Annotated in this window: 19 protein-coding genes; 11 read left to right on the top strand and 8 right to left on the bottom strand. The window is 72.9% G+C overall.

Annotated elements, in window-relative coordinates; genetic code table 11:
- Positions 1-51: 51 nt before the first annotated feature.
- The 3 genes from ABT238_RS03145 to ABT238_RS03135 all read right to left on the bottom strand — a co-directional run bounded on the left by ABT238_RS03145 (position 52) and on the right by ABT238_RS03135 (position 3425).
- Positions 52-948: a hypothetical protein gene (locus ABT238_RS03145; RefSeq protein WP_350755368.1), complete on the bottom strand. Its 897-nt coding sequence runs from the start codon at positions 946-948 to the stop codon at positions 52-54.
- Positions 949-986: 38 nt separating this feature from the next.
- Positions 987-2207, bottom strand: coding sequence for an AAA family ATPase (locus ABT238_RS03140; RefSeq protein WP_350755366.1), 1221 nt, complete (start codon positions 2205-2207; stop codon positions 987-989).
- 429 nt (positions 2208-2636) lie between these two features.
- Entirely contained in the window at positions 2637-3425 is a 789-nt protein-coding gene (locus tag ABT238_RS03135; RefSeq protein WP_350564505.1) for a site-specific integrase, read from the bottom strand.
- Between the two features lie 204 nt (positions 3426-3629).
- Between ABT238_RS03135 and ABT238_RS03130 the strand changes: the two genes are divergently transcribed.
- The 3 genes from ABT238_RS03130 to ABT238_RS03120 all read left to right on the top strand — a co-directional run bounded on the left by ABT238_RS03130 (position 3630) and on the right by ABT238_RS03120 (position 5892).
- Complete coding sequence (locus tag ABT238_RS03130; protein ID WP_350755364.1) at positions 3630-4961, top strand: MFS transporter; 1332 nt, start codon at positions 3630-3632, stop codon at positions 4959-4961.
- Positions 4962-5011: 50 nt separating this feature from the next.
- Positions 5012-5248 (top strand): hypothetical protein, encoded by a 237-nt coding sequence (locus ABT238_RS03125; protein ID WP_350564502.1) that lies wholly within the window; start codon positions 5012-5014, stop codon positions 5246-5248.
- 92 nt (positions 5249-5340) lie between these two features.
- Positions 5341-5892, top strand: a complete 552-nt coding sequence (locus tag ABT238_RS03120) for a methylated-DNA--[protein]-cysteine S-methyltransferase (protein ID WP_350564500.1) — start codon at positions 5341-5343, stop codon at positions 5890-5892.
- Between the two features lie 19 nt (positions 5893-5911).
- Here the strand turns inward: ABT238_RS03120 and ABT238_RS03115 are convergent, their stop codons facing one another.
- The gene (locus tag ABT238_RS03115; RefSeq protein ID WP_350564498.1) at positions 5912-6988 is read right to left on the bottom strand and encodes an ATP-grasp domain-containing protein; all 1077 of its coding nucleotides are present in this window, start codon (positions 6986-6988) and stop codon (positions 5912-5914) included.
- 349 nt (positions 6989-7337) lie between these two features.
- On the opposite strand from ABT238_RS03115, the gene ABT238_RS03110 reads away from it, so the two are divergent.
- The gene (locus tag ABT238_RS03110; protein WP_350755362.1) at positions 7338-8765 is read left to right on the top strand and encodes a family 2B encapsulin nanocompartment shell protein; all 1428 of its coding nucleotides are present in this window, start codon (positions 7338-7340) and stop codon (positions 8763-8765) included.
- A 59-nt stretch (positions 8766-8824) separates the two neighbouring features.
- Positions 8825-9874, top strand: a complete 1050-nt coding sequence (locus tag ABT238_RS03105; protein WP_350564494.1) for a family 2 encapsulin nanocompartment cargo protein polyprenyl transferase — start codon at positions 8825-8827, stop codon at positions 9872-9874.
- 80 nt (positions 9875-9954) lie between these two features.
- Here ABT238_RS03105 and ABT238_RS03100 read toward each other — a convergent pair whose 3' ends face one another.
- Positions 9955-10995: an NAD-dependent epimerase/dehydratase family protein gene (locus tag ABT238_RS03100; protein WP_350755360.1), complete on the bottom strand. Its 1041-nt coding sequence runs from the start codon at positions 10993-10995 to the stop codon at positions 9955-9957.
- A gap of 158 nt (positions 10996-11153) precedes the next feature.
- On the opposite strand from ABT238_RS03100, the gene ABT238_RS03095 reads away from it, so the two are divergent.
- The 3 genes from ABT238_RS03095 (at position 11154) to ABT238_RS03085 (ending at position 14734) form a co-directional block, all read left to right on the top strand.
- A complete protein-coding gene (locus ABT238_RS03095) occupies positions 11154-12548 on the top strand; it encodes a DUF1254 domain-containing protein (protein ID WP_350564490.1) in 1395 nt (464 codons plus the stop codon).
- 53 nt (positions 12549-12601) lie between these two features.
- Positions 12602-13942 carry a DUF1254 domain-containing protein gene (locus ABT238_RS03090; RefSeq protein WP_350755358.1) on the top strand — a complete coding sequence of 447 codons (1341 nt, stop codon included), beginning with the start codon at positions 12602-12604 and terminating at the stop codon, positions 13940-13942.
- 120 nt (positions 13943-14062) lie between these two features.
- Positions 14063-14734 carry a GAP family protein gene (locus ABT238_RS03085; protein ID WP_350564487.1) on the top strand — a complete coding sequence of 224 codons (672 nt, stop codon included), beginning with the start codon at positions 14063-14065 and terminating at the stop codon, positions 14732-14734.
- Between the two features lie 13 nt (positions 14735-14747).
- Here the strand turns inward: ABT238_RS03085 and ABT238_RS03080 are convergent, their stop codons facing one another.
- Positions 14748-16685 (bottom strand): sigma-70 family RNA polymerase sigma factor, encoded by a 1938-nt coding sequence (locus ABT238_RS03080; protein ID WP_350755356.1) that lies wholly within the window; start codon positions 16683-16685, stop codon positions 14748-14750.
- 171 nt (positions 16686-16856) lie between these two features.
- Between ABT238_RS03080 and radA the strand changes: the two genes are divergently transcribed.
- A complete protein-coding gene (gene radA, locus ABT238_RS03075; RefSeq protein ID WP_350564483.1) occupies positions 16857-18356 on the top strand; it encodes a DNA repair protein RadA in 1500 nt (499 codons plus the stop codon).
- Between the two features lie 189 nt (positions 18357-18545).
- Positions 18546-19604: a DNA integrity scanning diadenylate cyclase DisA gene (gene disA / locus ABT238_RS03070; RefSeq protein ID WP_344345239.1), complete on the top strand. Its 1059-nt coding sequence runs from the start codon at positions 18546-18548 to the stop codon at positions 19602-19604.
- A 96-nt stretch (positions 19605-19700) separates the two neighbouring features.
- Here disA and ABT238_RS03065 read toward each other — a convergent pair whose 3' ends face one another.
- Positions 19701-20597, bottom strand: coding sequence for a hypothetical protein (locus ABT238_RS03065; RefSeq protein WP_350564481.1), 897 nt, complete (start codon positions 20595-20597; stop codon positions 19701-19703).
- 182 nt (positions 20598-20779) lie between these two features.
- On the opposite strand from ABT238_RS03065, the gene ABT238_RS03060 reads away from it, so the two are divergent.
- The gene (locus ABT238_RS03060; protein WP_350755354.1) at positions 20780-21751 is read left to right on the top strand and encodes an HhH-GPD family protein; all 972 of its coding nucleotides are present in this window, start codon (positions 20780-20782) and stop codon (positions 21749-21751) included.
- A gap of 109 nt (positions 21752-21860) precedes the next feature.
- On the opposite strand, the gene ABT238_RS03055 is transcribed toward ABT238_RS03060, so the two are convergent.
- On the bottom strand, positions 21861-23483 hold the full coding sequence (locus tag ABT238_RS03055) for an MDR family MFS transporter (RefSeq protein WP_350755352.1): 1623 nt from the start codon (positions 23481-23483) through the stop codon (positions 21861-21863).
- Positions 23484-23717: the final 234 nt, after the last annotated feature.

The following is a 23717-nucleotide window of genomic DNA, read 5'->3' as shown; positions in this document are numbered from 1 at the left end:
ATCCCGAAGATCTCTGGTGTAGCCCCACCCCTCCGCTCGTTTGATTCCTAGTTAATGACCGGAGCCGAGGCCATGGGATGAGGCTAGTTTCTTGAGTCTTCCTTGAGTCGATATCGCCCAGGGGCTATCAAAATTCATGGTGGCTGCCACCTGTTTGACCAGGCTTGCGGCCAAATGCATCTTATCTACCCTATTTGGGCTTCGCGCCAAGATGTGGCTTGCCAGTATTGGACCGTACCACTTACCTTTAAATACCTCGTCCCAGCGACCTGTATCGTAGGCGGTATTTACATCATTTCGCCTCATGTGCCACGAATTGCATGATCCACCAGTCGCCTTTCTGGCGGCAGCGTGCGATTTAGCTTCAAACTGTGCAGTGATGATCTCGTCGGAGGGGCCATGTGGAACTGGATTGAGTGGTGACGGTCTTCCATAGTTGGATTCTTTGCTTACGCCGAGCATCTGGGACGCGTAGCACAGTCGAACCCAATCACACCAAAGGCGCGCAGCTAGCTCCTGCCAAGAGCCCTTATCTCCGAACTCTTCACGACACCAGTTGGGCGGCAAGCTGCAGGCAGCAGCTACCGCCCGCGCTACATCGCCTTCATGGAATACATGATTCTCAACATCATAGAAGTCCGTGTATAGGACGTGATCTGATGCAATCGACCGCCCTATTCGATCGTCCAGATCCTTATCCATGAAGAACGCTACCACAGTTTTCTTGCCCTTGAACTCATTTGCGAGTGCCGAGTTCTCCTTTAGGAACTCGAAGTATGAGGAAAGGCGAGTCTTCCCGCCGCCATCACCGGGAAGCTGATCTGCGGGCGATACTCGATAGCTTACATGCATGGCTGCAAGTGCGCGGTCGCAGTTCATCCCGTGGACAAAGCCGTCAACATTCACCCCCTCGACAAAGGCGAAGAATTCAATGCTCGACATTTGCATCTGTCGAATGTGCGCCTTGGGTGAGTATCGAAGTCTATTCAAAGTCGGAAGATCTTCTCGTCCTCGATGTTGGCCATGATCTCGGGTGAATGCGTGGCTGTGATGACTTGAGATGCCTCATCGATGGTTCGAATTGATTCGATGAGGACAAGCTGCCAGTCGATATGCATGGACAACTCTGGCTCGTCGATGATGATCGGATTCCCTGCCGCGGCCAGTGCCTCAATGAGGATGCGAATGAGCTGCTTTTCGCCAGATGATAGTCTCTCTAGGAATATGTCCTTATTGTCGGCAGAAATCGCCCTGATTCTACTATCTTGAAAGTCGATCTGCTTGGGGCCGGAGATGAGTCGACTCACGAGATCCTGAAGCTTTGTTCGGGGCTCTAGTGCGCGCTCAATCTGTTCTTCGACTTCGTTGATATCAAGAACCACGCGCTTGAATGCAGCATCTTCTTCGAACCGCTTCAGGAACTCGCCCTTGTCTCGGATGAGGCGAGCTGAACCCCTTCGTTGCATGAAGCTTGCGACTCTTGAGAATGCGCGGTCTGGGTCAAATTCCTGGGAATCTAGATGCCTAGATTCCTCAGGTGAAATGACTCCAGAAAGAATCCTGCCGAGTCCTTCTTCTTGTGCTCTCCTGACGGCGCCCAGCACCTCGGCAGAATACGTCGACCAGAGTCGCTGGATGGAGTCGGCAAAATACTCGTCGAAAGTCCTATCCCCTGACTCCATGGACGAGGCATCTCGAGAGTCGCTCAATCGAGAAGTTGGAAGATATCGATGTGAAAAGTCTAGGAGGAGGCGGAAATTCTTGCCGGAAAGCTTATCTTGCTTTACTCCTCCTTTGGATACGTCGGTAGTCCAAGAGAACGCTTCCTGCAGCATTCTCTCTGCCCTGGGTGATGGCCTAAAGGCTAGTCGCCCGCGCGATCCTACGGGCATTATTCTCCTCATTGCCTGCTCGAGCGATTCTTCCTCTGGGGCAGAGAATGAGCGCGTGAAGATCATATTTTCTTCGGGAGCCGAGATCTCGACCTTGGCGCTCGTGAAGGGGGCGCCCACCAAAGAAGAAACCTCCTCGGTCAGGGAGGCATGCAAGATCTTTAGAAGCGTTGTCTTCCCGCTTCCATTTAGGCCGAAGAAGATATTTACATCTGGATTGAGCTCCTGTCGGTAGGTTTGTGTTCTACCTCCCAGGCCCTCAACCTCGACACTCTTTACAAACCATCGTCCTGGCACTGACATCGTGAAGGTCACCTCGTCTCAAGAGGGTCATGATGCCACCTTCGCACCGGGTCTGACTGGGTTTTAGTAGAACTTGGTGCGTTCGTCTCGGTAAATCGCGAGGAACCTGCATATGGATCGACTGACAGGTGCATTGCAGATACCCAGCGACCGCTCCTGGCGGAGTGGCGTGTGCCTGCTCAAGTACCGGTGTGCTTGCTCTTGCGTGAGCGATGCGTGAGCGGACGGGGTGGTTCGAACGGTTTCATGGCGGATCACGGAACCTGCCGCGTGGCGCTGACCTGCAGGTTCAGCGCCACGCGGCATCAGACGTCACGTCCCGTCATGATCCGGGTTCGTCTTGTAAAGCGTAGGTCGTCGGTTCGAATCCGACAGGGGGCTCCGCGCAGGACCTCTTCACGGGCCCTTCCGCCGAGACGGCGGAAGGGCCTTCGTCGTTCCTCAGGGCCGCGGCGGGCGGAGCCGGCGCAGGGTGTGGGCGGGGGCGTGGGCGGTGAGGAGTTCGGCGGCGCGGCGGTAGGAGAGCCGGGCGCGGTGGGTGTGCGGGCAGCGGTCGCGGGCGGGGGTGCCGGCGGGGGCGCGGCGGGTGGTGAGGAACAGCGGGCCGGCGGTGCGGCCGGCGAGGAGGAGGGGGAGCAGGCGGGCGGTGGCGGCCTGCCAGCCGAGCGGCGGGGCCGGTGGGCGGGTGCGGCGGCGGGCGAGGTCGAGGTCGTCGACGTCCAGGGCGAGCACGGTCTCGACGGGGGCGCCGCTCTCGTGGAGGAGGCGCCAGAGCACCTGTTCGCGCAGCGGGGCGCGGAGGGCGAACAGGGTGCGGAGCTCCTCGGCGGTGAGCGGTGCGGGGCCGGTCCCGGGGGCGGGCAGGGGGCGCGGGCGCAGGCCGTCGGCGGGGTCGGTGCGGATCCAGCCCTGGGCGCGCCACCACGCGAGGGCGGCGCGCAGGGTGGAGAGCTCGCGGTTGAGGGTGCGCGGGTCGGTTCCGTGGGAGCGGTGCTCGACGGCGGCCCGCAGGCGGGCGGCGGCGTCGGGGTGGTCGAGCAGGGCGAGCGGCAGGACGGGCGGCCGGGCGCGGCGCCGCTCGGGGCCGGTGGGGGCGGGCCGGCCGGCGAGCGCCCAGGCCCAGGTGCCCAGGGCGATCCGGTAGACGCGGCGGGAGCCGTCCCCGAGCCCGGAGGCGGCCAGGTAACGCTCGACGGCGACCGCGTACTCGACCGGGGGGAGGAGGGTCATCCGGGCCTGCTTTCCGCAGTAAACGACGAGGATCGGGGACGGGGAAAGAATAGTCCGAAGCGCAGTAAAGAGCAGGTGGAGGGGGGTGATCGGGGGTATTTACTGCGACAGTGGGTGGTTCCGGGAAGATTGATGGGAAAAGGCTCAGGTTTTTCGGCGGAAAGCCTTGTCCGGGGTTTCCGTCCGTGGGCAGACTGGGCGACCGTGACAGGGGAGACGGAGCGGATTCAGGCCCGCCGTCGACGGCTGGGCAGCCGTCTGACCGTGCTGGGTGAACGCGATTTCAGGTGGTTCTTCGTCGGGTACGCGACCTCGCTGGTCGGCTCCACCATGGCGCCGGTCGCGGTGGCGTTCGCGGTGCTGGACGGCGGGGGCGGCGGGACGGAGGTCGGCTGGGTGATGGCGGCCCGGGTGCTGCCGATCGTGCTGGTGATGGTGGCCGGCGGGGTGGTCGCGGACCGGCTGGGCAGCCGACGGGTGATGCTGGCGGCGGACGTGCTGCGCTGCGCGGTGCAGGGCGTCTTCGCGGCGCTGCTGGCCACCGGGCACGCCTCGGTCCCGGTGATGGTGGCGCTGGTCTCCGTCTGGGGGCTGGGGGAGGGGGTGTTCCTGCCGTCACTGGGTGCGCTGGTGCCGTCCCTGGTGCGCCGGGAGGAACGGCTCCCGGATGCCAACACCCTGCTGGGGCTGGCGCGTTCGGTCTCCACGGTGGCCGGTCCCGCGCTCGCCGGGGTGATCACGGCGGGCTTCGGCCCGCAGGCGGTGCTGCTGATCGACGCCGTGACGTACGGGGTCGGCGCGCTCGCGCTGGCCCGGCTGTCGACGGCCGCGCCGGCCGGCCCGGGCGCGGGCGGCGGCGAGGGCTCGCTGCTGGCCGACCTCCGGGACGGCTGGGGCGAGTTCCGCTCCCGGCGGTGGCTCTGGGTGACCACCGTGCAGATGGCGCTGTTCAACTTCCTGGTCTGGGCGCCGTTCCTGGTGCTGGGGCCGCTGACCGCGCAGCGCGAGCTGGGCGGGGCGCGGGCCTGGGGGCTGCTGATGGGCGTGTACGGGGTCGGCGCGGTGCTGGGCGGGCTGCTGATGCTCGGACGCCGGCCGGCCCGTCCGCTCGCGGTGGCGACGCTGGCGGGCCTCGGCTGGGCGCTGCCCTCGGCGGCGCTCGCGGCCGGCCTGCCGCTGGGCTGGACGGTGGCGGCGGCGCTGGTGGCCGGGGCCGGGTCGGCGGTCTGCGGCTCGCTGTACGACTCGACGCTGCAGAGCTGGGTGCCGGCCGAGGTACTGGCGCGGGTGACGGCGTTCGGCGGCCTGGGCGCGTTCGCGCTGGGGCCGCTGGGCCTGGCGGCGGCCGGTCCGCTGGCCGACCGGGTCGGCGTGGCGGCCGTGCTGGGCTTCGGCGCGGGGTGGCAGCTGCTGGCCGGGGCGGCGGTGCTGGCCGTGCGCGAGGTGCGCGACCGGCGCTGGGAGCAGCCGGACGGGGGAGCGGAGCCGGGTGGCGCGGCGGCGGAGCCGGCCCCGACCGCGGCGGGTGCCGGCTGAGCGGGGCGGTCGTACGGTGGAGAGTGGGGGGCGAACGGAGGAGGCAGGACATGCCCGGTTCTCTCACCATCAGCCACCACGAGGCGGCCGCGACCCTGGACCACACGGACGCGGTGCGGCTCGCCGCCCTCCTGGACGAGCTCGCGCACCTGCTGGGGATCCCGGGGCCGAACCGGATCAACGACACCCAGCTCGCCGCCCTGTGCGAGGGGCGGGCCCCCGACCGGGCCGACCTGGCCCGCTGGTCCAGGGGACTCGCCGAGGAGCTGCGGGGTCGGCGCCCCTGACCCCGGCCGCCGCGGAGCACCCGCCGGACCCGCCGTACGATGACGCGCGGGGCGGGTGGTCCGCGTGCCCCGCGGAGGATGTGGGGGAAGACGTGGCGGAGCGTACGGCGGCGCCGATGACCTGGCTGACGGTGGACACCCCGCTGCCGAGCGGCCCGCTGCACGTCGGGGTGACCGCGCAGGGCGTGGCGGCCGTCGGCTACCTCGGCCGGGAGGGCGAACTCCCGCGCTGCGCCGACCCGTCGAAGATCGCCGCGGTCACCGGCCGGGTCGGCGAGTACCTGGCCGGCCGGCGCCGGCGGCTGGACCTGCCGATCGACTGGAGCCTGAGCACCGGCCCGCACCGGGCGGTGCTGCAGACCCTGCTGCGCGAGGTGCCGTTCGGGCGGACCATCACCTACGGCGAACTCGCCGCCCGCAGCGGGGTGTTCGGCGAGGTCGAGGAGCCCGGGCTGGCGGCCAGGACGGTCGGGCAGATGATGGCCGCCAACCCCGTCGCGCTGCTGGTGCCCTGCCACCGGGTGGTGGCGGCGGACGGGATCGGCGGCTTCGGCGGCGGCCGGGTCGGGATCGACGTCAAGCGCTGGCTGCTCACCCTGGAGGGCGTGCTGGAGCCCACGCTGGACTGGAACGGCCCCCTGTAGTCACGGAGGTGACGGCGGGTCAGTGCACCAGCTCGACCGCCGGCCGGGCGGCCGGGGGCAGTTGGCGCGGCAGCACCGGCTGGATGCCCGAGACGAGGGTGTACTCGATGCCGGCCGGGTCCCCGGTCCACTCGGTGTCCGGGCGTTCGCCGAGCGCCAGCTGCACCGCGTTCCAGGGCAGGTTGAGCCCGCACAGGCGCAGCTGGTGCAGCCCGCCGGAGGGCCGGGTGTTGACGTCGATGACCACCGGCTCGCCGTCCAGGTGCCGGAACTGCACGTTGGAGAGGTAGGCCATCCCGGTCGCCTCGACCAGGCGGCGGGCGGGTTCGAGGTAGCGGGGGGCGGTGGTGAAGCTGCGGCGGCGCCGGTGCTTGCTGCGCCCGACGGCGGCGAGCAGGGTGCCGTCCAGGTCGGCGAGGCAGTCGACGGAGATCTCGGGGCCGTCGAGGAAGGGCATGACCAGCAGCTCGGTGGCGGCGTCCGGGTCCTCGCGGGCCGCCCGGTCGAGGGCGGCGGCCACCTGGTCGACCTGGACGCGGCTGTCCCAGCCGGCCAGCCGGTGGAGCCCGAACGGCTCGCGGGTGAGCACCCGGAAGCCCTCGCCGCCGGCGCCGGCGGCGGGCTTGAGGCAGGCGGTGTGGCCGGCCGACTCGATCCGGTCGACGGCGGCGACCAGCTCCCCGGCGGTGCGCACCGGCCACCACGGCGGGGTGGGCAGTCCGGCGCCGGCCATCGCCGCGTAGCCGTCGGCCTTGCTGGCGAAGGCGGCGATCGCGGTGGCGGGCGGGCAGGCCAGCGCGGTGCCGACGGCCTCGAACTCCTGGCGGTGCAGGGAGATCGCGAGCTGGTGCAGCCGGGGCACGAAGACGTCGACGCGGTGGCGGGCGCAGTGGTCGAGGGCGTAGGCGACGTAGGCGTCGGGGGTGAGGTCGGCGGGTTCCAGGGCGGCCGTGTCGGCGGCGGCGAGGACGGGGGAGTCGGGATCGGCGTGGGTCGCGTGGACCCGGACCGGGCGCGGGGCGGCGCGCAGCTGTTCGATGAAGAACACGTTCTCGGCGTACGTGCGGTTGAGCCAGACGGTGACGGGGGCACTCACGGGGCCTCCCAGGGCAGGGGTGAACGAGGGGAAGGGCTGTCTCGCGGCCGCGCTCGTCCAGTGGCCCGTGGCCCTTTGAGGTGGCACCTTAGCGGCCCCCTGCGCGGGCGTGAACGCGGGGTGGGTCCGTCGCGCACGGGCCGGGGAAGTGAACCGGACGGTTGCATTCCGGAAAGAATTAGATCACTTGATCGAATGAATATCGATCAGACATTCCATTCGTCCTATTTTTTCGGTTATCCCGACCACTCGAAAGAGTGATTGCGGCGACCCTCTGAATGGGCCCACCATGATTGTTGCAAGTTGCAAGGCGACACTTCATCGGGTACGGGTACGCGAAGGGCTCCCTATGTCGACCGAAACCAACGTCGGTATTCCTGCACCGGGTGGTGAAGCACAGGCCCGGGACCAGCAGAGTCTTGCCACCGCCGCCGCGCGGAACCTCGCGACGACGACCAAGTCCGCGCCGCAGATGCAGGAGATCAGCCCCCGTTGGCTGCTCAGGACCCTCCCCTGGGTCCAGGTCTCGGGCGGCACCTACCGCGTCAACCGCCGGCTGCGCCACGCCGTCGGCCGGGGCCGGGTGAGCTTCGACCGCACCGGCGGCGAGGCCCGGATCCTGGCGCCGACCCTGCGCGAGGTGCCGGTGCTGCGGGGCTTCCAGGACGACGCCGTGCTGGAGGAGCTGGCCGGGCGCTTCGTCCAACGCGAGGTCTCCGCGGGTGAGGTCCTGGTCTCGGCCGGGGCACCGATCGACGAGGTCTTCATCGTCGCCTACGGCAAGCTCAGCCGGATCGGAACCGGCAAGTACGGCGAGGAGGCCGTGGTCGGCAGCCTGGCCGACGGCGACCACCTCGGCGACGAGGTGCTCCGGCAGGAGAGCGCCAACTGGCCGTACACCGTGCGGGCGGACACCGCCGGCACCGTGCTGTCCCTGCGCTGGTCCGCCTTCCAGGAGCTCGCCGACCGCTCCGAGGCGCTCCAGCTGCAGGTCATGGAGTACCTGGCCGGGTTCCAGCAGCCGCAGAACAAGCACGGCGAGGCGGCCATCGACCTCTCCGCCGGCCACCACGGCGAGTACGAGCTCCCCGGCGCCTTCGTGGACTACGAGCTCAAGCCGCGCGAGTACGAGCTGAGCGTCGCCCAGACGATCCTCAAGGTGCACACCCGGGTCGCCGACCTCTACAGCCAGCCGATGAACCAGACCGAGCACCAGCTGCGGCTGACCATCGAGGCCCTGCGCGAGCGCCAGGAGCACGAGCTGGTCAACAACGCGGACTTCGGCCTGCTCGCCAACGCCGACTACGACCAGCGCGTCCAGACCCACTCCGGCCCGCCGACCCCGGACGACATGGACGAGCTGCTGAGCCGCCGCCGCAGCACCAAGCTCTTCCTGGCCCACCCCCGGGCCATCGCCGCGTTCGGCCGGGAGTGCAACCGGCGCGGCCTCTACCCCGACACCGTCGAGGTGCAGGGCCGGCGGGTGTTCGGCTGGCGCGGGGTGCCCGTCTTCCCGTGCAACAAGATCCCGATCGTCAACGGCAGCACCACCTCGATCCTCGCCATGCGCACCGGCGAGGACAACCAGGGTGTCATCGGTCTGCACCAGACCGGAATTCCCGATGAAGTCGAGCCGAGCCTTTCGGTGCGGTTCATGGGAATCAACGAGAAGGCCGTCATTTCCTATCTGGTGAGCGCCTACTACTCCGCCGCGATCCTGGTGCCGGACGCCGTCGGCGTGCTGGAGAACGTCAACATCGCGCACCACCAGGGCTGACCACGGCAGGGCCGGCCCTGCCCCGGGCCGGCCCGTCGTACCACCAAGGGGGAGGACCCATGGGAATGTTCACGCTGGAGCGCGACCATCGCGAGGGCCACGAGGCGCAGGACGTCCTGGCGCGCGCCCGCACCCTGGTCGACCCGGTGCTCCGGGCCGCCGTGGACTCGCTGCCCGGCACCATGCGCCGGGTCGCGGGCTACCACTTCGGCTGGTGGGAGGCGGACGGGTCGCCGTCGACCGCCTCCTCCGGGAAGGCCATCCGGCCCGCCCTGGTGCTCGCCGCCACCCAGGCGCTGGGCGGCGACCCCGCCGCGGCCACCGCCGCCGCGGCCGCCGTCGAGCTGGTGCACAACTTCACCCTGCTGCACGACGACATCATCGACCGGGACGAGACCCGGCGGCACCGCCCCACCGCCTGGCTGGTGTTCGGCACCACCGAGGCCATCCTGGCCGGGGACGCCATGCACGCGCTGGCGCTGCGGCTGCTCGCCGAGGACGGCCACCCGGCCTCGGGCGGGGCCGTGCGACGGCTGGCCGACTGCGTGGTGGAGCTGTGCGAGGGCCAGCAGATCGACTGCGCCTTCGAGCAGCGCAGCGACGTCTCGCTGACCGAATGCCTGGCGATGGCCGAGGCCAAGACCGGCGCGCTGCTCGGCGCCGCCTGCGCGATGGGCGCCCAGTACGCGGGCGGCTCGGAGACGGCCGCCAAGGCGATGGACGGCTTCGGCCGGGAGATCGGCCTGGCCTTCCAGCTGATCGACGACCTGATCGGCATCTGGGGCGACCCGGCTGTCACCGGCAAGCCGGTCGGCGCGGACCTCCTGGTCCGCAAGAAGTCGCTGCCGGTGGTCGCGGCCCTGGGCTCGGCGACGCCCGACGGGGCCCGGCTGGCCGAGCTGTACGCGCTGGACCGGCCGCTCACCGGCGAGGAGCTGGCGAGCTGCGCGGCCGCCGTCGAGGGCGCCGGCGGGCGGGCCTGGGCGCAGGGCGAGTCCTGCGACCGGATGGCGGCGGCGATGACCCAGCTGGCGCTCGCGGTGCCCGAACCGTCGGCCGCCGACGAACTGCTCGCGCTCGCCGAGCTGGTCACCCGCCGCACCCACTGAGCGCGGCCACTGAGCCGGCGCCACCGGGCCGCACCCGCCGGGGCCGGAGGGCGTCCGGCCGTGGGCCGGCCCCGCGCGGGTCAGTCCACCGGGGCCGACGCGTCCAGCAGCCGTCGCTCCTTGGCCGGCTCGATGCCGTGCAGGATGCGGCCGCGCTTGCGCCCGTCGGCCTCCGTGTCCTCGGCCGGGCCGCGCTGCCGCAGCCACTCCCAGGTGTCCCGGGCGGTCTCGGCGAACGGCCGGCACCGCAGCCCGGCCGCCTCGGCCCGCCGGGTGTCGACCAGCCAGGTGCCCGCCGCCTCCGGCGCGTCGGGCATCCACAGCGGCAGCTCGCTCCAAGGCTGGACGCTGTCCGGGCCCTCGGCCGTCAGCGCCTCGTCCGCGACCCAGACCAGCTCGGCGTCCCCGCCCCCGGCCGCCGTCGCACAACCCGTCAGGAACTCCCCGTAGGTGAGCTGCCCGGGCGGTGCCGTGGTGAGGAAGCGGCCGGTGGTGCCCGCCGTCAGCAGGTCCAGCCCGAAGACCGCGAAGTCCCGGACGTCGATCAGCTGCATCGGCCGCCCCGGCTTCCCGGGCGCCAGCACCCGCCCGCCCCGGGCCGTCCGCTCCAGCCACCACGGAAGCCGGCCGCCCTGCTCGTACGGGCCGATCAGCAGTCCGCTGTTGAGGACCAGCGCGCGCTCGGCGCCGAAGTACTCCAGGACGGCGCGCTCGCAGCCGGCCTTGAGCGCGGCGCTGAACTCCTGCCCGGGCGGGGTGTCGGCCGGGCAGGGGTGCAGCGCCGAGGTCTCGTCGACCACCTGGGCGGGCCAGTCGGCGAAGGCGTGCACGGAGGAGATCAGCGTGTAGTGGCCGGCCCGGTCGCGCAGCAGCCGGGCGGAGTGCGCGGCCTGGGCGGGCTGCTGGGCCGAGGTGTCCACCACGGCGTCCCAGGACCGCCCCTCGGCCAGCCGCGCCAGGTCGTCGGCCGAGTCGCGGTCGCCGCGGACCGCCTCCACGCCGGGCAGGTCGGCGGCCGTACGACCTCGGTTGAAGGTGGTGACCCGGTGGCCGCGGGCGAGGGCCTCGGAGGCGAACGCCCGCCCCAGGAAGGACGAGCCGCCGAGCAGAAGGATCTTCATACCGGCAAGGCTGTCCCAGCCCCTTCCCCGGCATGCCGCCGTTCGCCGTGGGCGTGAGAACGGTGCCCGCCCGGGCGGCCCCGGGGCCCGCGGCGGCCGAGATGCCGACCCCCTGAGGCCCGCATAGCATCCGATTTATACCGATATGTCCATCCGACATGCCCGTCGTACAGCCGCCGGGCCCGCACCGGGGCCACGGCGCAGGGAAGAGCGGCACCATGGTCAACCCGGCACTCGTGGACCCGGACACCATCCGCGCGACCGCCGCCGAGGCGTGGATCCACGGCTACCCGATCCTGCAGAACTACCGCACCCTGTACAGCCAGGCGCTGGACGAAGCGGACCCGCGCCACGTCGGCGGCTTCGGCGTCTTCCGGCACTACCCGCGCCCCGCCACCCCGGACGACACCGACGTCGTCACCCCCAACAACGACACCCCGTACTCCTGGGCCTGGCTCGACCTGCGGGCCGAACCCTGGGTGCTCTCCGTCCCCGCCACCGACCGCTACTACGTCCTGCCGGTGCACGAACTCGACACCGCCTACGCCGGGTTCGTCGGCTCCCGGACCACCGGCCAGGAGGCCGGCGACCACCTGGTGGCCGGCCCCGACTGGCACGGCGAGCCGCCGCCCGGCATCCGGAGCGTCATCCGCACGGACTCCCGGCTGGCCGGCATCCTCGGCCGCACCCACCTCGGCGGGACGTCCCCCGAGGCGGTCGCGGAGCTCACCGCCCTCCAGCGGCAGTACCGGCTGCGCCCGCTGCACGCGTACACCGGCGCGCCGGCGCCCGAGCCCGCGCCGCAGCCGCTCTGGCCGGTCTGGCGCGACGAGGTGCTCGACACCGTCGAGTTCTTCGTCCTCCTGGACTTCCTGCTCGGCTTCCTGCCCGCCGGTGCCGCCCCGCCCGCCGAGGCCGCGCTGCGCGGCCGGCTGACCGACCTCGGCATCGACGGCCGGGGCGACTTCGAGCCGGCCGCCCTGCCCCTCGCGGTCCGCGCCGAGATGGAGCGCGGCATCGCCGACGCCAAGGCCGAACTGGCCGGGGCCGCCGCCCGCACCGAGTCCTCCGTCGGGCTCTACGGCACCCGCGAACAGCTCGGCACCCGGTACCTCGACCGCGCGGTCGGCGCGCTCACCGGCCTGTACGGGCTGCCCGTCGAGGAGGCCTGGTACGGCGGCTGGCAGGCCGACAGCGAGGGCCACCGCCCGCCCGACGCCAGCGAGCGCGACTACCTGCTGCGGTTCCCGCCGGACGCGCTGCCGCCCGCCCGGCACTTCTGGTCCGTGACCATGTACGCGCTGCCCGGGCTCCACCTCGTCGACAACACCCTGGACCGCTACTCCGTCGGCGACCGCACCCCCGGCCTGGTCCGCGACCCGGACGGCGGGCTGACCCTCCACCTGCGGCACAAGCGGCCCCCCGCCGCCGACCACTCCGCCAACTGGCTGCCCGCCCCGGACGGCCCGTTCGCCCTCGTCATCCGCCTGTACGGGCCGGACGCGTCCGTGCTCGACGGCCGCTGGACGCCGCCCCCGCTCACCCCGCGCTGAGCCCGAGCGCCGCCCGCACCAGCCCCGCCCCCGGCACCCGGGAAGGACGCCCCATGAACCAGCCCGAGCTGGAGGCCCTGGCCGCCGACGCCTACGTCTACGGCTACCCGCTCGTCGCCGGCCTCACGACGGTCGACCGCTTCGTGCACGGCGGCCTGGGCGTCCTGCCCGCCACCCCCTTCAACCGCTTCGCCCACGCCACCCGGCTGGCGGGCCCGGAGGACGACTTCGGCACCGTCAACAACGACGTCCTCTACTCGGTCGCCCAGCTCGACCTCTCCGAGGGACCGCAACTGCTGCACGTGCCCGACACCGCCGGCGCCTACCACGTGCTGCAGTTCGTCGACGCCTGGACCGACAACTTCGCCTACCTCGGCAGCCGGGCCACCGGGAGCGCGGTCCGGACCTGGCTGGTCGTCCCGCCCGACTGGCACGGCACCCCGGCCGACCCCGGGCACGTGATCGCCTCGCCGACCACCCTCGCCACCCTGGTCGGCCGCTTCGCCTGCGCCGGGCCGGACGACGTCCCGCGGGTGCGCGCCCTCCAGGAGGGGCTCGTGCTCGAACCGCTGGAGGCGGGCGGAGTCGCCGCCGGGCTCCCCGACCCGGACCCGGACGTGCCCGAGCGGCTCGCCTTCTTCGAACGGCTCCGGGTCTGGACGGCCGCCTACCCGCCCGCCCCGCCCGACCGCGCCTACCAGCAGCGGTTCGCGCCGCTCGGCCTCCTCGACACCGGCCCCTCGCCGTACCGCGCCGCCGCCCCCGACTGGACGCTCGCCCTGGCCACCGGACTCGCCGCCGGGCGCGAACGGGTCGAGGACGCCACCCGGCCGCCCGAGGACCACCCGCCCGGCGAGTGGCGCGCCGCCGTCCACCTGTTCGACCACAACACCGCCTTCCTCGGCCCCGGCACCCTGGACGACCCCGAGTGGCGGATCCCCGACCGCCGGGCCGCCTACCTCAGCCGCGCCGCCGCCGTCCGGGCCGGCCTCTGGGGCTGCCACGCCTACGAGGCCCTGCACGCCGCCACCACCGACGACGCCGACGGCCGGCCCCTCGACGGCACCCGGCCCTACACCCTGCGCTTCCCGTCGGACGGGCTGCCGCCCGCCGAGGAGTTCTGGTCGCTCACCGTGTACGGCGTGCCGGACCACCGCCTGGTCGCCAACCCGGCCGGCCGCCATGCGATCGGCAGCCGCACCCCCGGCCTGGTCCACGACCCGGACGGCGGCCTCACCCTGCGTCTGAGCCACGAGCCGCCCCCCGACCCGGCCGGGGCGGCGAACTGGCTGCCCACCCCCGCCGGCCCGTTCCGCCCGGTGATGCGCCTCTACCGCCCGGGACCCGCCGCCCTGGACGGCACCTACCGCCTCCCGCCGCTGCGCCGGGCGTAGGCCCTCGCCCTCGGCGCCCGGACCCCTTCGGCGCCCGGACCCGCTCGGTGGCCGGACCGGCCCCCGCACGCCGCAGCACCGCCCGGGCCCGCCGCCGGCCACGGCCAGGAAGGAGACGCGATGGGCGACGCCGTCGGCCGGATGCTGGCTCCCGCCGCGGGCATCGCGATCAGCCCGATGGCGCTGATCGCGACCGTCCTGCTGCTCGCCACACCCAGGGGCCGGGCCAACGGGGCGGCGTTCGCCGCCGGCTGGACGGCCGCGCTCACGGCGGTGGTGGCCGCCGTGGTGCCGCTCGGCGCACGGCTCGCCGCCGGCACGGCGGCCCCGGACTGGTCCTGGTGGTGCGAGCTGGCCGCGGGCGGTCTGCTCCTGCTGCTCGGCGCGCGCCAGTGGTGGGAGCGCCCGCGCCAGGGCCGGGTGCACGCTCCGCCGGCCTGGATGCGGACGGCCGACCGGTCCACCCCCGCCCGGTCGGCCGCGCTCGGGGCGACCCTGCTGGCGGCCGATCCGAAGAACCTGCTGCTGGCCGTCGCCGCCGCCCTCGCGATCGGGACCGGCGGTGCCCCGGCCCCCGGCAAGGCGGGCGCCGCCGCACTGCTGGTGCTGATCGGCTCACTCGGCACCCTGCTGCCGCTGGCCGTCCACCTGCGCGGCGGCGGCCGCGCGGCACGCCGGCTGGAGGAGTGGAAGGCCTGGGCGGCCACCCACAACACCGCGGTTCTGCTGACCCTCCTGCTCGTCCTCGGCACCGCCCAGCTCGGCGCCGCCCTCTCGGGCCTGACCACCTGACGCCGGGTGCCGCTCAGTGCGGTGCGGGGCTCGCGGGGCCCTCGGCGGTGCCGGACGGGCTCGGGCCCGGGGAGGCCGGAGCCGTCGGCCCGGTGCTCGGTGTGGCGCTCGGCGTCGGGGAGGCGCTCGGCGTCGTGCCCGGAGTGCCCGGGGTGCCCGGGGTGCCCGTCGCGCTCGGGGCGGTCGTGGGCGTCGGGGTGGCGGACGGGGCCGGGGCGCCGCCGGTGGGGGTGCCGCTCGGGGCGGGGGTCGGTCCGGCCGTGGACGGGCCGACCGGGGACGGGCCGACCGGGGACGGCGTGGCGCCGCCGCGGTGCTGCGGCCCGCCCTCCAGGGTGACCACCGCCTGGGAGGGCGGCAGCGCGATCCGGGCGGTCCAGCGGGTCGCGGGGGCGAGGTCCTCGTCGACGTTGGCGATCACGGTGATCCGCTGCCCGGGCGCGAGGGTGCCCGCGTCGCGGCTGAGCCGCAGCCAGGGCGCGTCCACGACGGCGTGCCAGTGGATGTCGGTGCCGCCGGAGTTGGTGAGGGTGAGCACCGTGCGGCTGCCGTACTCGCCCGCCTCGACGGTCAGCAGGCCGGACGGCGACGCGCCCGCCCCCGGTGTGCCGACGGGGGCGGTCGGTGCCGCGATCAGGGCGGGGCTGCCGAGCGGCGCCGCACCGTACGCCGGGACCGGGACCAGCGGTCCCTGGATCCCTGGCTGCAACGTTTCTGCAGTGAGCGGCCGTGCTCCGGCCAGCTCCATCCCGGCCACCGCCGGACCGGATCCGCGGTGGGCCCCGCCGAGCGCCCCGATCGCGGCACCGACCGCCCCGGCGGTCCCCACGGGCCCGCCCGGACCACCCGGACCGTCCGGGCCACCCGCGGGGTCGGCGTCCCGGCCTCCGGCCGGACGGTCCTCCTCGACCCGGACCGAGGAGACCGCCGCCGTCCCGGGCCCGCCGCCGCCCCGGTGCCCGGCCCACAGTGCGACGACCGGCGCGGCCAGGACGGCGGCCAGCACCCCGGTGGTCACCACCCGCCGCCGCACCATCGGCCCCCGTCCGGCCTCCGGCGCCCGGTGCCGGGGGAACCCGCCCTGGTCGAAGCGGAGCCCGGGCTCGGTCACCGGCCCCGGCGCTCCCGCCCGCCGTCCGGCACGCTCCCGAGCCGCCGGGGGCGGGTGCGGGAGCGGCGGGCGCGTGCCGGGCAGGTACGCGACGGGCCGGGCCGGGAGCCGGGCGCCCCCGGGCGGCGCGGCGATCACCGGCAGCCCGGACAGCCCCGCCGCACCGTCCCGCGGCACCTCGTCCGCGATCCGCTCCGCCGTGCCCCGGCAGGTCGGGCAGTCCACCACGTGCCGCACCAGCTCCCGGCGCAGCGCGGGCCCGAGCACCCAGTCCCGCCAGCTCTCCGCTCCGGCGCCGCCGAGCCGGTCCAGCTCGGGACAGTTCCCGGCGCCGAGCACCAGCAGGGCGGCCCTGGTCCGGTCGACCTCGGCCCGCGCGGAGGCGAGCAGCACCCGGACCGCCTCGAAGGGCTGCCCCAGCACGGCGGCCACCTCGATCGGGGTGAGCCGGTGCCGGACGGACAGCTCCAGGGCCTCGCGCTGCTCGGGGTCGGTGCCGGCCGCCTCGGGCCAGGTCAGCGAGGCCAGTTCGCGCCGCCGCCGGACCGCCTCCGCCCCGTCGCCCCCCGCCCCGTCGCCTCCCGTTCCGCTGTTTCCCGCCCCGTCCGCCAGCCGCCGCAGGCAGCAGTACCGCGCCAGCGAGTACAGCCAGGCCCGGACCAGCCCGGGCTCGGCGAGCCGGCCGCCGTACCGCACCGCCAGCTCACGCACCTCCCGCAGGGCGGCCGCGGCGGCCTCGTGCTCGCACAGCACCGAGAGGCAGTAGGTGAAGAGGCCGTCCACCTGTCGCTCGTACGCCGCGAGGACGGCGTCGCGCGGCCCTTCCGTACTCGTCGTCACCCGTCCGACGGTAGAGAGCGCACCAGCCCCGTCCGGGGGATTCCGCCCGGTTGTACTTCTTTCGGGTAACAACATCGCCCATCCGTGTGGACCGGGACCGCCGCCCCGTGCTGCCGCCCCGCGCCGGGCGGTCGCCTCCGCACTGTCGGACCCAGGCGCTACGGTGACCGCATGGCTGCCCGTACCAAGACCACCGCCAAGCCCCGCCCGGCCTACCGCTGCACCGAGTGCGGCAACCAGCTGCCCAAGTGGGTCGGCCGCTGCCCGGAGTGCAACGCCTGGGGCACGGTCGAGGAGTACGGCGCGGTGCCGATCCGCACCACCGCCGCCGGGCCGGTCAGCGCGCCCGCCCGCCCGATCGCCCAGGTGGACGGCCAGGTGGCGACGGCGCGCTCCACCGGCGTGCCCGAGCTGGACCGGGTGCTCGGCGGCGGCCTGGTCCCCGGCGCCGTGGTGCTGCTGGCGGGCGAGCCCGGCGTCGGCAAGTCCACCCTGCTGCTGGACGTCGCCGCCAAGGCGGCGAGCGACCGGCACCGCACCCTCTACGTCACCGGCGAGGAGTCGGCCGGCCAGGTCCGGCTGCGCGCCGACCGGATCAACGCGCTCTCCGAGCACCTCTACCTGGCCGCCGAGTCCGACCTCGGCGCCGTCCTCGGCCACATCGAGGCGGTCGGCCCCGGCCTGCTGATCCTCGACTCGGTGCAGACCATCGCCTCCGCCGAGCTGGACGGCGCCCCCGGCGGCCCGGCCCAGGTCCGCGAGGTGGCGAACGCGCTGATCCGGGCCTCCAAGGATCGCGGCATGGCCACCCTGCTGGTCGGCCACGTCACCAAGGACGGCCAGATCGCCGGTCCCCGCCTGCTGGAGCACCTGGTGGACGTGGTGCTGAGCTTCGAGGGGGACCGTCACGCCCGGCTGCGGCTCATCCGCGGGGTCAAGAACCGCTACGGCGCGACCGACGAGGTCGGCTGCTTCGAGCTGCACGACGAGGGCATCGCCGGCCTGGCCGACCCGTCCGGCCTCTTCCTGACCAGGCGTGACAAGCCGGTGCCCGGCACCTGCCTGACCGTCACCCTGGAGGGCAAGCGGCCGCTGGTGGCCGAGGTGCAGGCGCTGATGGTGGACTCCCAGATCCCCTCGCCGCGGCGGACGACCTCCGGTCTGGAGTCGCCCCGGATCGCGATGATCCTGGCCGTGGTCGAGCGGCACGGCGGGGTGAAGCTGGGCAAGCAGGACATCTACACCGCCACCGTCGGCGGGGTGAAGCTCTCCGAGCCCTCGGCGGACCTCGCGGTGGCGCTCGCGGTGGCCAGCTCCTCCTCGGACACCCCGCTGCCCAGCAACCTGGTCGCGATCGGCGAGGTCGGCCTGGCCGGCGAGGTACGGCGGGTGACGGGTGTGCAGCGGCGGCTGGCCGAGGCGCACCGGCTGGGCTTCACCCACGCGCTCGTCCCGCCGGACCCGGGCAAGGTCCCGCCGGGCATGAAGGTGGTCGAGGTGGCGGACATCGGCGAGGCGCTGCGGGCGATCCCGGGCCGCCGCCGGGCCGCCGCCAAGCCGAGGAGTGAGGCACCGTCGGCCCCGCCGGCACCCCGCGCGCCCCGCCCGGCGGCCCACCCGGAGGAGCTCATGGACGGGTGGGAGCCGCTCGACTCCGACGAACTGCGCTGACCCAAGCCCTGTCGTTGCCGCACGCAGTTAGACTTTCCCCTGTCTCATTGGTGATAAGGCAGTACTAAGCGACAGAGCAACAGACCGTAGGCCGGCGCCCCGCGCGAGGGCACGCGGTACGGGGTCGACCGGAGGAGTCACGTGGCAGCCAGCGACCGGGCGGACAAGTCCTCCCGCGAGGAGGCCCTGCTGCGGGCCTCCCTCACCGCCATCGCCCCCGGCACCGCGCTGCGCGACGGCCTGGAGCGGGTGCTCCGGGCCAACACCGGCGGCCTGATCGTGCTCGGTTTCGACAAGACCGTCGAGTCGCTCTGTACCGGCGGCTTCGTGCTCGACGTCGAGTTCACCGCGACCCGGCTGCGCGAGCTGTGCAAGCTCGACGGCGCCGTGGTGCTGGACAAGGACATCACCAAGATCGTCCGGGCCGGCGTCCACCTGATGCCGGACTCCACCATCCCGACCGACGAGACCGGCACCCGGCACCGCACCGCCGAGCGGGTCAACCGGCAGACCGGCTTCCCGGTGGTCGCGGTCTCGCACTCGATGCGGCTGATCGCCATGTACGTCAACGGCACCCGCCGGGTGCTGGAGGACTCCACCACCGTGCTGTCCCGCGCCAACCAGGCGCTGGCCACCCTGGAGCGCTACAAGCTGCGCCTGGACGAGGTGGCCGGCACGCTCTCCGCCCTGGAGATCGAGGACCTGGTGACGGTCCGGGACGTCACCGCCGTCGCGCAGCGGCTGGAGATGGTCCGGCTGATCGCCACCGAGATCGCCGGCTACGTGCTGGAGCTCGGCATCGACGGCCGGCTGCTCTCGCTCCAGCTGGACGAGCTGATCGCGGGCGTGGAGCCGGAGCGCGAACTGGTCGCCCGGGACTACTTCCCGGAGCGCGCCGCCAAGAAGGGCCGGACCGTCACCGAGGTGCTGGCCGACCTGGAGGCGCTCACCCACGCCGAGCTGCTGGACCTGCAGACGGTGGCCAAGGCGCTCGGCTACTCGGGCTCGCCGGAGTCGCTGGACTCGGCGGTCTCGCCGCGCGGCTACCGGCTGCTGGCCAAGATCCCGCGCCTGCCCAACACGGTGATAGAGCGCCTGGTGGAGCACTTCGGCGGCCTGCAGAAGCTGCTGGCCGCGAGCATCGACGACCTGCAGACGGTCGAGGGCGTCGGCGAGACCCGGGCCCGTTCGGTCCGCGAGGGGCTCTCCCGGCTCGCCGAGTCGTCCATCCTGGAGCGCTACGTCTGAGCCGATCCCGACGCCGGAGCAGCCGCCGGCGACGGACGACGAAGCCCGGACCGCCTGAGCGGTCCGGGCTTCGTGCTGTCGTGCGGTGAGGGACGCTCAGTTCTCCAGCCGGATCGACGAGCGGGCCGAGGCCTGGCCGCCGGAGAGGCCGGTGAGGTCGGCGACCACCAGGTAGGTGCCGGCCGGGGCGGGCGCCGGGTCGGCGGTGGCGCACTGCGGCTTGCTGCGGACCCGGTCCCAGGTGAAGGTCTCGGTCAGCCCGCCGTTGGCCGGCAGCTGGACCCAGCTGCTGTTCCTGTCGGCCGGGCAGTCGCCGGAGGACCAGATGCGCTCGCCGTTGCTGGCGGTCACGGTGATCGCCGAGGCGGTCCGGCCCAGGTCCAGCCGGCAGGTGGTGCCGGAGGAGTTGTTGATGGTCAGCGCCAGTTTGGGCTTGTCCTTGGGCTGGTAGGCGTTCTGGGCGCCGGCCAGATTGAGCGTCACCTGCGAGGAGGCGCAGACCGGCAGGGCCATGACCTCGGGGGTGTTCACCGGGGGCGGGCCGCCGGTGCCGCCACCGCCGGTACCCCCTCCGGTGCCGCCGCCGGCACTGCCGCTCGCGCCGCCGGTCCCGCCGCCCGCCGCCGCTCCGCCGGTCGCCGGCGCCGGGTTGGCGCCGCCGCCGGTGGTACCGCCGGTGCTGAGGCTGACGTCGCCGCCGCCGGAGCCGCCCACGGCACCGCCGGAGGCACTGCCGCCGCCGGGGCGGGAGTTGTTGACCGGCCCGGTCGGCGAGGCGCCCGGCGTGATCGCCTGGGCGGGCGTCTGGCTCTGCGACTGGGACGGTGCGGCCTGCGCGGCCTTCTCCTGCGGGCCGTCACCACCCCCGCCCTGATCGGTCATCAGCCAGATGACGAGGGCGGCGACCGCGACGACGGCGACGAGCACGACGATGCGCCGACGCCAGTAGATCGAGGCCGGCAGCGGTCCTACGGGTTGACGCAGAGAGGGCACGCCCAAACTCTACGAGACAGTGTGTGTCCCTTGACGCACCAACACCGCACAGTCACCCCTTCCTTCACATGATCCGCCATTTGCGCCGTTCGAGGGAGGCTGAATGGGGTGTTTTGCGCCGCTTGGCGGAATCCCGTGATCCGCTTCGGCTCCCGCCCCGGGCGTGGGAGGATCGAAGGGCCATGGCTGTTAACACCGTCACCCCCGCCGTCCCCGCCCCCGTGAGCCCAGCGAGCCCAGCGACCCCCGTGGGCCCCGCCGGGGCGCCGAAGCTCGGACTGCCGCTGCCCGTCCTGCACACGACCGTCCTCGACTGGTACGAGGCCAACGCCCGCGACCTCCCCTGGCGCACCCCGGACGCCTCGCCGTGGGCCGTGATGGTCAGCGAGTTCATGCTCCAGCAGACCCCGGTCAAGCGCGTCCTGCCCGCCTGGGAGGCCTGGATGGAGCGCTGGCCCACCCCCGCCGCCCTGGCCGCCGAGGCTCCCGGCGAGGCCGTCCGGCTGTGGGGCCGGCTGGGCTACCCGCGCCGGGCGCTGCGCCTGCACGCGGCCGCCGTGGCGATCACCGAGGAACACGGCGGCGAGGTCCCGGACGACCACGCGACGCTGCTCTCGCTGCCCGGCGTCGGCGAGTACACCGCGGCGGCGGTGGCCTCCTTCGCCTTCCGCCAGCGGCACGTGGTGCTGGACACCAACGTCCGCCGGGTGTTCGCCCGCGCGGTGACCGGGGTGGAGTACCCGGCGCAGGCCACCACGGCGGCCGAGCGGCGGACGGCGACCGCGCTGCTGCCCGAGGCCGCCGGCACCGCCGCGACCTGGGCGGTGGCCGTGATGGAGCTGGGCGCACTGGTCTGCACGGCCCGCGGCCCGGAGTGCGGGGACTGCCCGCTGTTCACCTCCTGCGCCTGGCAGCGGGCCGGCCGCCCGCCGTACGAGGGCCCTGCCCGGCGCGGCCAGTCGTACGAGGGCACCGACCGGCAGGTGCGCGGCAAGCTGCTCGCGGTGCTCCGCGAGGCGCACGGCGGGGTGCCGCAGGCCCGGCTCGACGCGGTCTGGCCGGACGCCGTGCAGCGGGCCCGCGCGCTGGACGGACTGGTCGCCGACGGACTGGTCGAACCGGTCGAGCAGGGCGTCTACCGGCTGCCCCAGTAGCCCGGGCCGCCCCGGCCGCCACCCCGGCCGCCTCCCCGGCCGTCACCCCGGACACGCGAGGGCCCCCGCCCGCCGAGTCGGCGGACGGGGGCCCCGGTGCGTTCCGGCGTCAGATCGCGACGGCCTCGACGTTGTCGGCCGTGGCGCCCTTCTTGCCCTCGCCGCCCTCGGCCGGCGGGGTGCCCGCCCCGCGCAGCGGCACCTCGCGCATGAAGACCGCGGCGGCGACCGCGATCACCGCGACGGCGGCGCCCCAGAGGAAGACGGTGTGCATGCCGTTGGCCACCGCGTGGTGGTAGGCGTCCTGGACCGGCGCCGGCAGCGCCTTCAGCGCGGCCGGGCTCAGCTGCGCCGGGTCGCCGCCCTGCGAGCCGCCCGCCCCGGCGGCCGAACCGAGCCGCTCGTTCATCGTCTCGGTGACCCGGCTGTTGAACAGCGCGCCGAACAGCGCCACACCGAACGAGCCGCCGATGGTGCGGAACAGGGTGGCGGTGGAGCTGGCCACGCCCATGTCCTTGAGCTCGACGCTGTTCTGCGCGACCAGCATGGTGATCTGCATCAGGAAGCCCATGCCGGCACCGAGCACCACCATCCAGCAGGCGGAGGCGAAGCCCGAGGTGCCGGTGGACAGGGTGGAGAGCAGCAGCATGCCGGCGGTCATCACCACGGTGCCGATGATCGGGTAGATCCGGTACTTGCCGGTCTTGGTCACCGCCTGGCCGACCACCAGCGAGATCACCAGCATGCCGAACATCATCGGCATCAGCAGCAGGCCGGAGTTGGTCGCCGAGGCGCCCTGCACGGTCTGCTGGTAGAGCGGCAGGAAGACGGTCGAGCCGAACATCACGAAGCCGACCACGAAGCCGATGATCGAGACCAGGGTGAAGTTGAGGTTCCGGAACAGCGACAGCGGAAGCATCGGCTCCTCGACCCGCTGCTCGACGTAGCAGAAGCCGATCAGGGTGGCCGCGGCCAGCGCGGCCAGGCCGAGGATCTGCTTCGAGCCCCAGGCGTACTCCTGCCCGCCCCAGGTGGTGATCAGGGTGAGCGCGGTGATGCCGGTGGTGAGCAGCAGCGCGCCGAGGTAGTCGATCCGGGCCTTGCTGCGGACCTTCGGCAGCTTCAGCGTGACCACGACGACGGCGAGCGCGACGGCGCCGAGCGGCAGGTTGATGTAGAAGGTCCAGCGCCAGTTCAGGTGGTCGGTGATGAAGCCGCCGACCAGCGGACCGCCGATGGTGGCGAGGGCCATCACCGCGGCGAACATGCCCTGGTACTTGCCGCGGTCGCGCGGCGGGACGAGCGCACCCATGATCGACATCACGCCGACCATCAGACCGCCGGCGCCCAGGCCCTGCAGGGCGCGGAAGCCGATCAGCTCGGTCATGTCCCGGGAGAGGCCGGAGAGCGCCGAGCCGGCCAGGAAGATCACGATCGAGGTGAGGAAGGTGCCCTTGCGGCCGTAGAGGTCGCCGAGCTTGCCCCAGATCGGGGTGGAGGCGGCGGTCGCCAGGGTGTACGAGGTGACCACCCACGACAGGTGCTCGGCGCCGCCGAGCTCGCCGACGATGGTCGGCATCGCGGTGCCGACGATCAGGCCGTCGAGCATCGCGAGCAGCATGGTGACCACCAGGCCGATCATGACCAGGCGGATCTCACGGGCCGAGCGGGGCTGTTCCTCCTCGGCCGGTTTCTTCTCGGGGGAGCCGGTGTCGGCCTTGGGGTGTGACATGGGTGGGTGTCTCCCGGAACAGGACGTCGGGCGACCGGCGCGGCCTGCGGGGGCCTCCTTACTTGTCGCCCGGCTAGTTTGTGGACCGTCGGCACGGTAGGTTGTTCACTAGCCGGTCGTCAAGCCAGTTTTTCGGCGGGCGCGCCGGGCAGGGAGAATGAACGAAAAAGCGGTCGCCGGTCAGGTGCCCGTCGCTACGCCGCGGCGGTCGTCGGCCGGCGCGGAGACCGAACC

It is taken from the genome of Kitasatospora sp. NPDC001527 (assembly GCF_040298605.1).
Classification (GTDB): Bacteria; Actinomycetota; Actinomycetes; order Streptomycetales; family Streptomycetaceae; genus Kitasatospora.
The sequence above is the reverse complement of the archived record's forward strand: the minus strand, read 5'-3'. Positions and strand labels throughout refer to the sequence as shown.

Coding starts and splice junctions, on each gene's coding strand:
- ABT238_RS03145 (WP_350755368.1), bottom strand. CDS start 948: ATGCAAATGTCGAGCATTGAATTCTTCGCCTTTGTCGAGGGGGTGAAT.
- ABT238_RS03135 (WP_350564505.1), bottom strand. CDS start 3,425: ATGACCCTCCTCCCCCCGGTCGAGTACGCGGTCGCCGTCGAGCGTTAC.
- ABT238_RS03125 (WP_350564502.1), top strand. CDS start 5,012: ATGCCCGGTTCTCTCACCATCAGCCACCACGAGGCGGCCGCGACCCTG.
- ABT238_RS03110 (WP_350755362.1), top strand. CDS start 7,338: ATGTCGACCGAAACCAACGTCGGTATTCCTGCACCGGGTGGTGAAGCA.
- ABT238_RS03105 (WP_350564494.1), top strand. CDS start 8,825: ATGGGAATGTTCACGCTGGAGCGCGACCATCGCGAGGGCCACGAGGCG.
- ABT238_RS03100 (WP_350755360.1), bottom strand. CDS start 10,995: ATGAAGATCCTTCTGCTCGGCGGCTCGTCCTTCCTGGGGCGGGCGTTC.
- ABT238_RS03095 (WP_350564490.1), top strand. CDS start 11,154: ATGCCCGTCGTACAGCCGCCGGGCCCGCACCGGGGCCACGGCGCAGGG.
- ABT238_RS03090 (WP_350755358.1), top strand. CDS start 12,602: ATGAACCAGCCCGAGCTGGAGGCCCTGGCCGCCGACGCCTACGTCTAC.
- ABT238_RS03085 (WP_350564487.1), top strand. CDS start 14,063: ATGGGCGACGCCGTCGGCCGGATGCTGGCTCCCGCCGCGGGCATCGCG.
- radA (WP_350564483.1), top strand. CDS start 16,857: ATGGCTGCCCGTACCAAGACCACCGCCAAGCCCCGCCCGGCCTACCGC.
- ABT238_RS03060 (WP_350755354.1), top strand. CDS start 20,780: ATGGCTGTTAACACCGTCACCCCCGCCGTCCCCGCCCCCGTGAGCCCA.
- ABT238_RS03055 (WP_350755352.1), bottom strand. CDS start 23,483: ATGTCACACCCCAAGGCCGACACCGGCTCCCCCGAGAAGAAACCGGCC.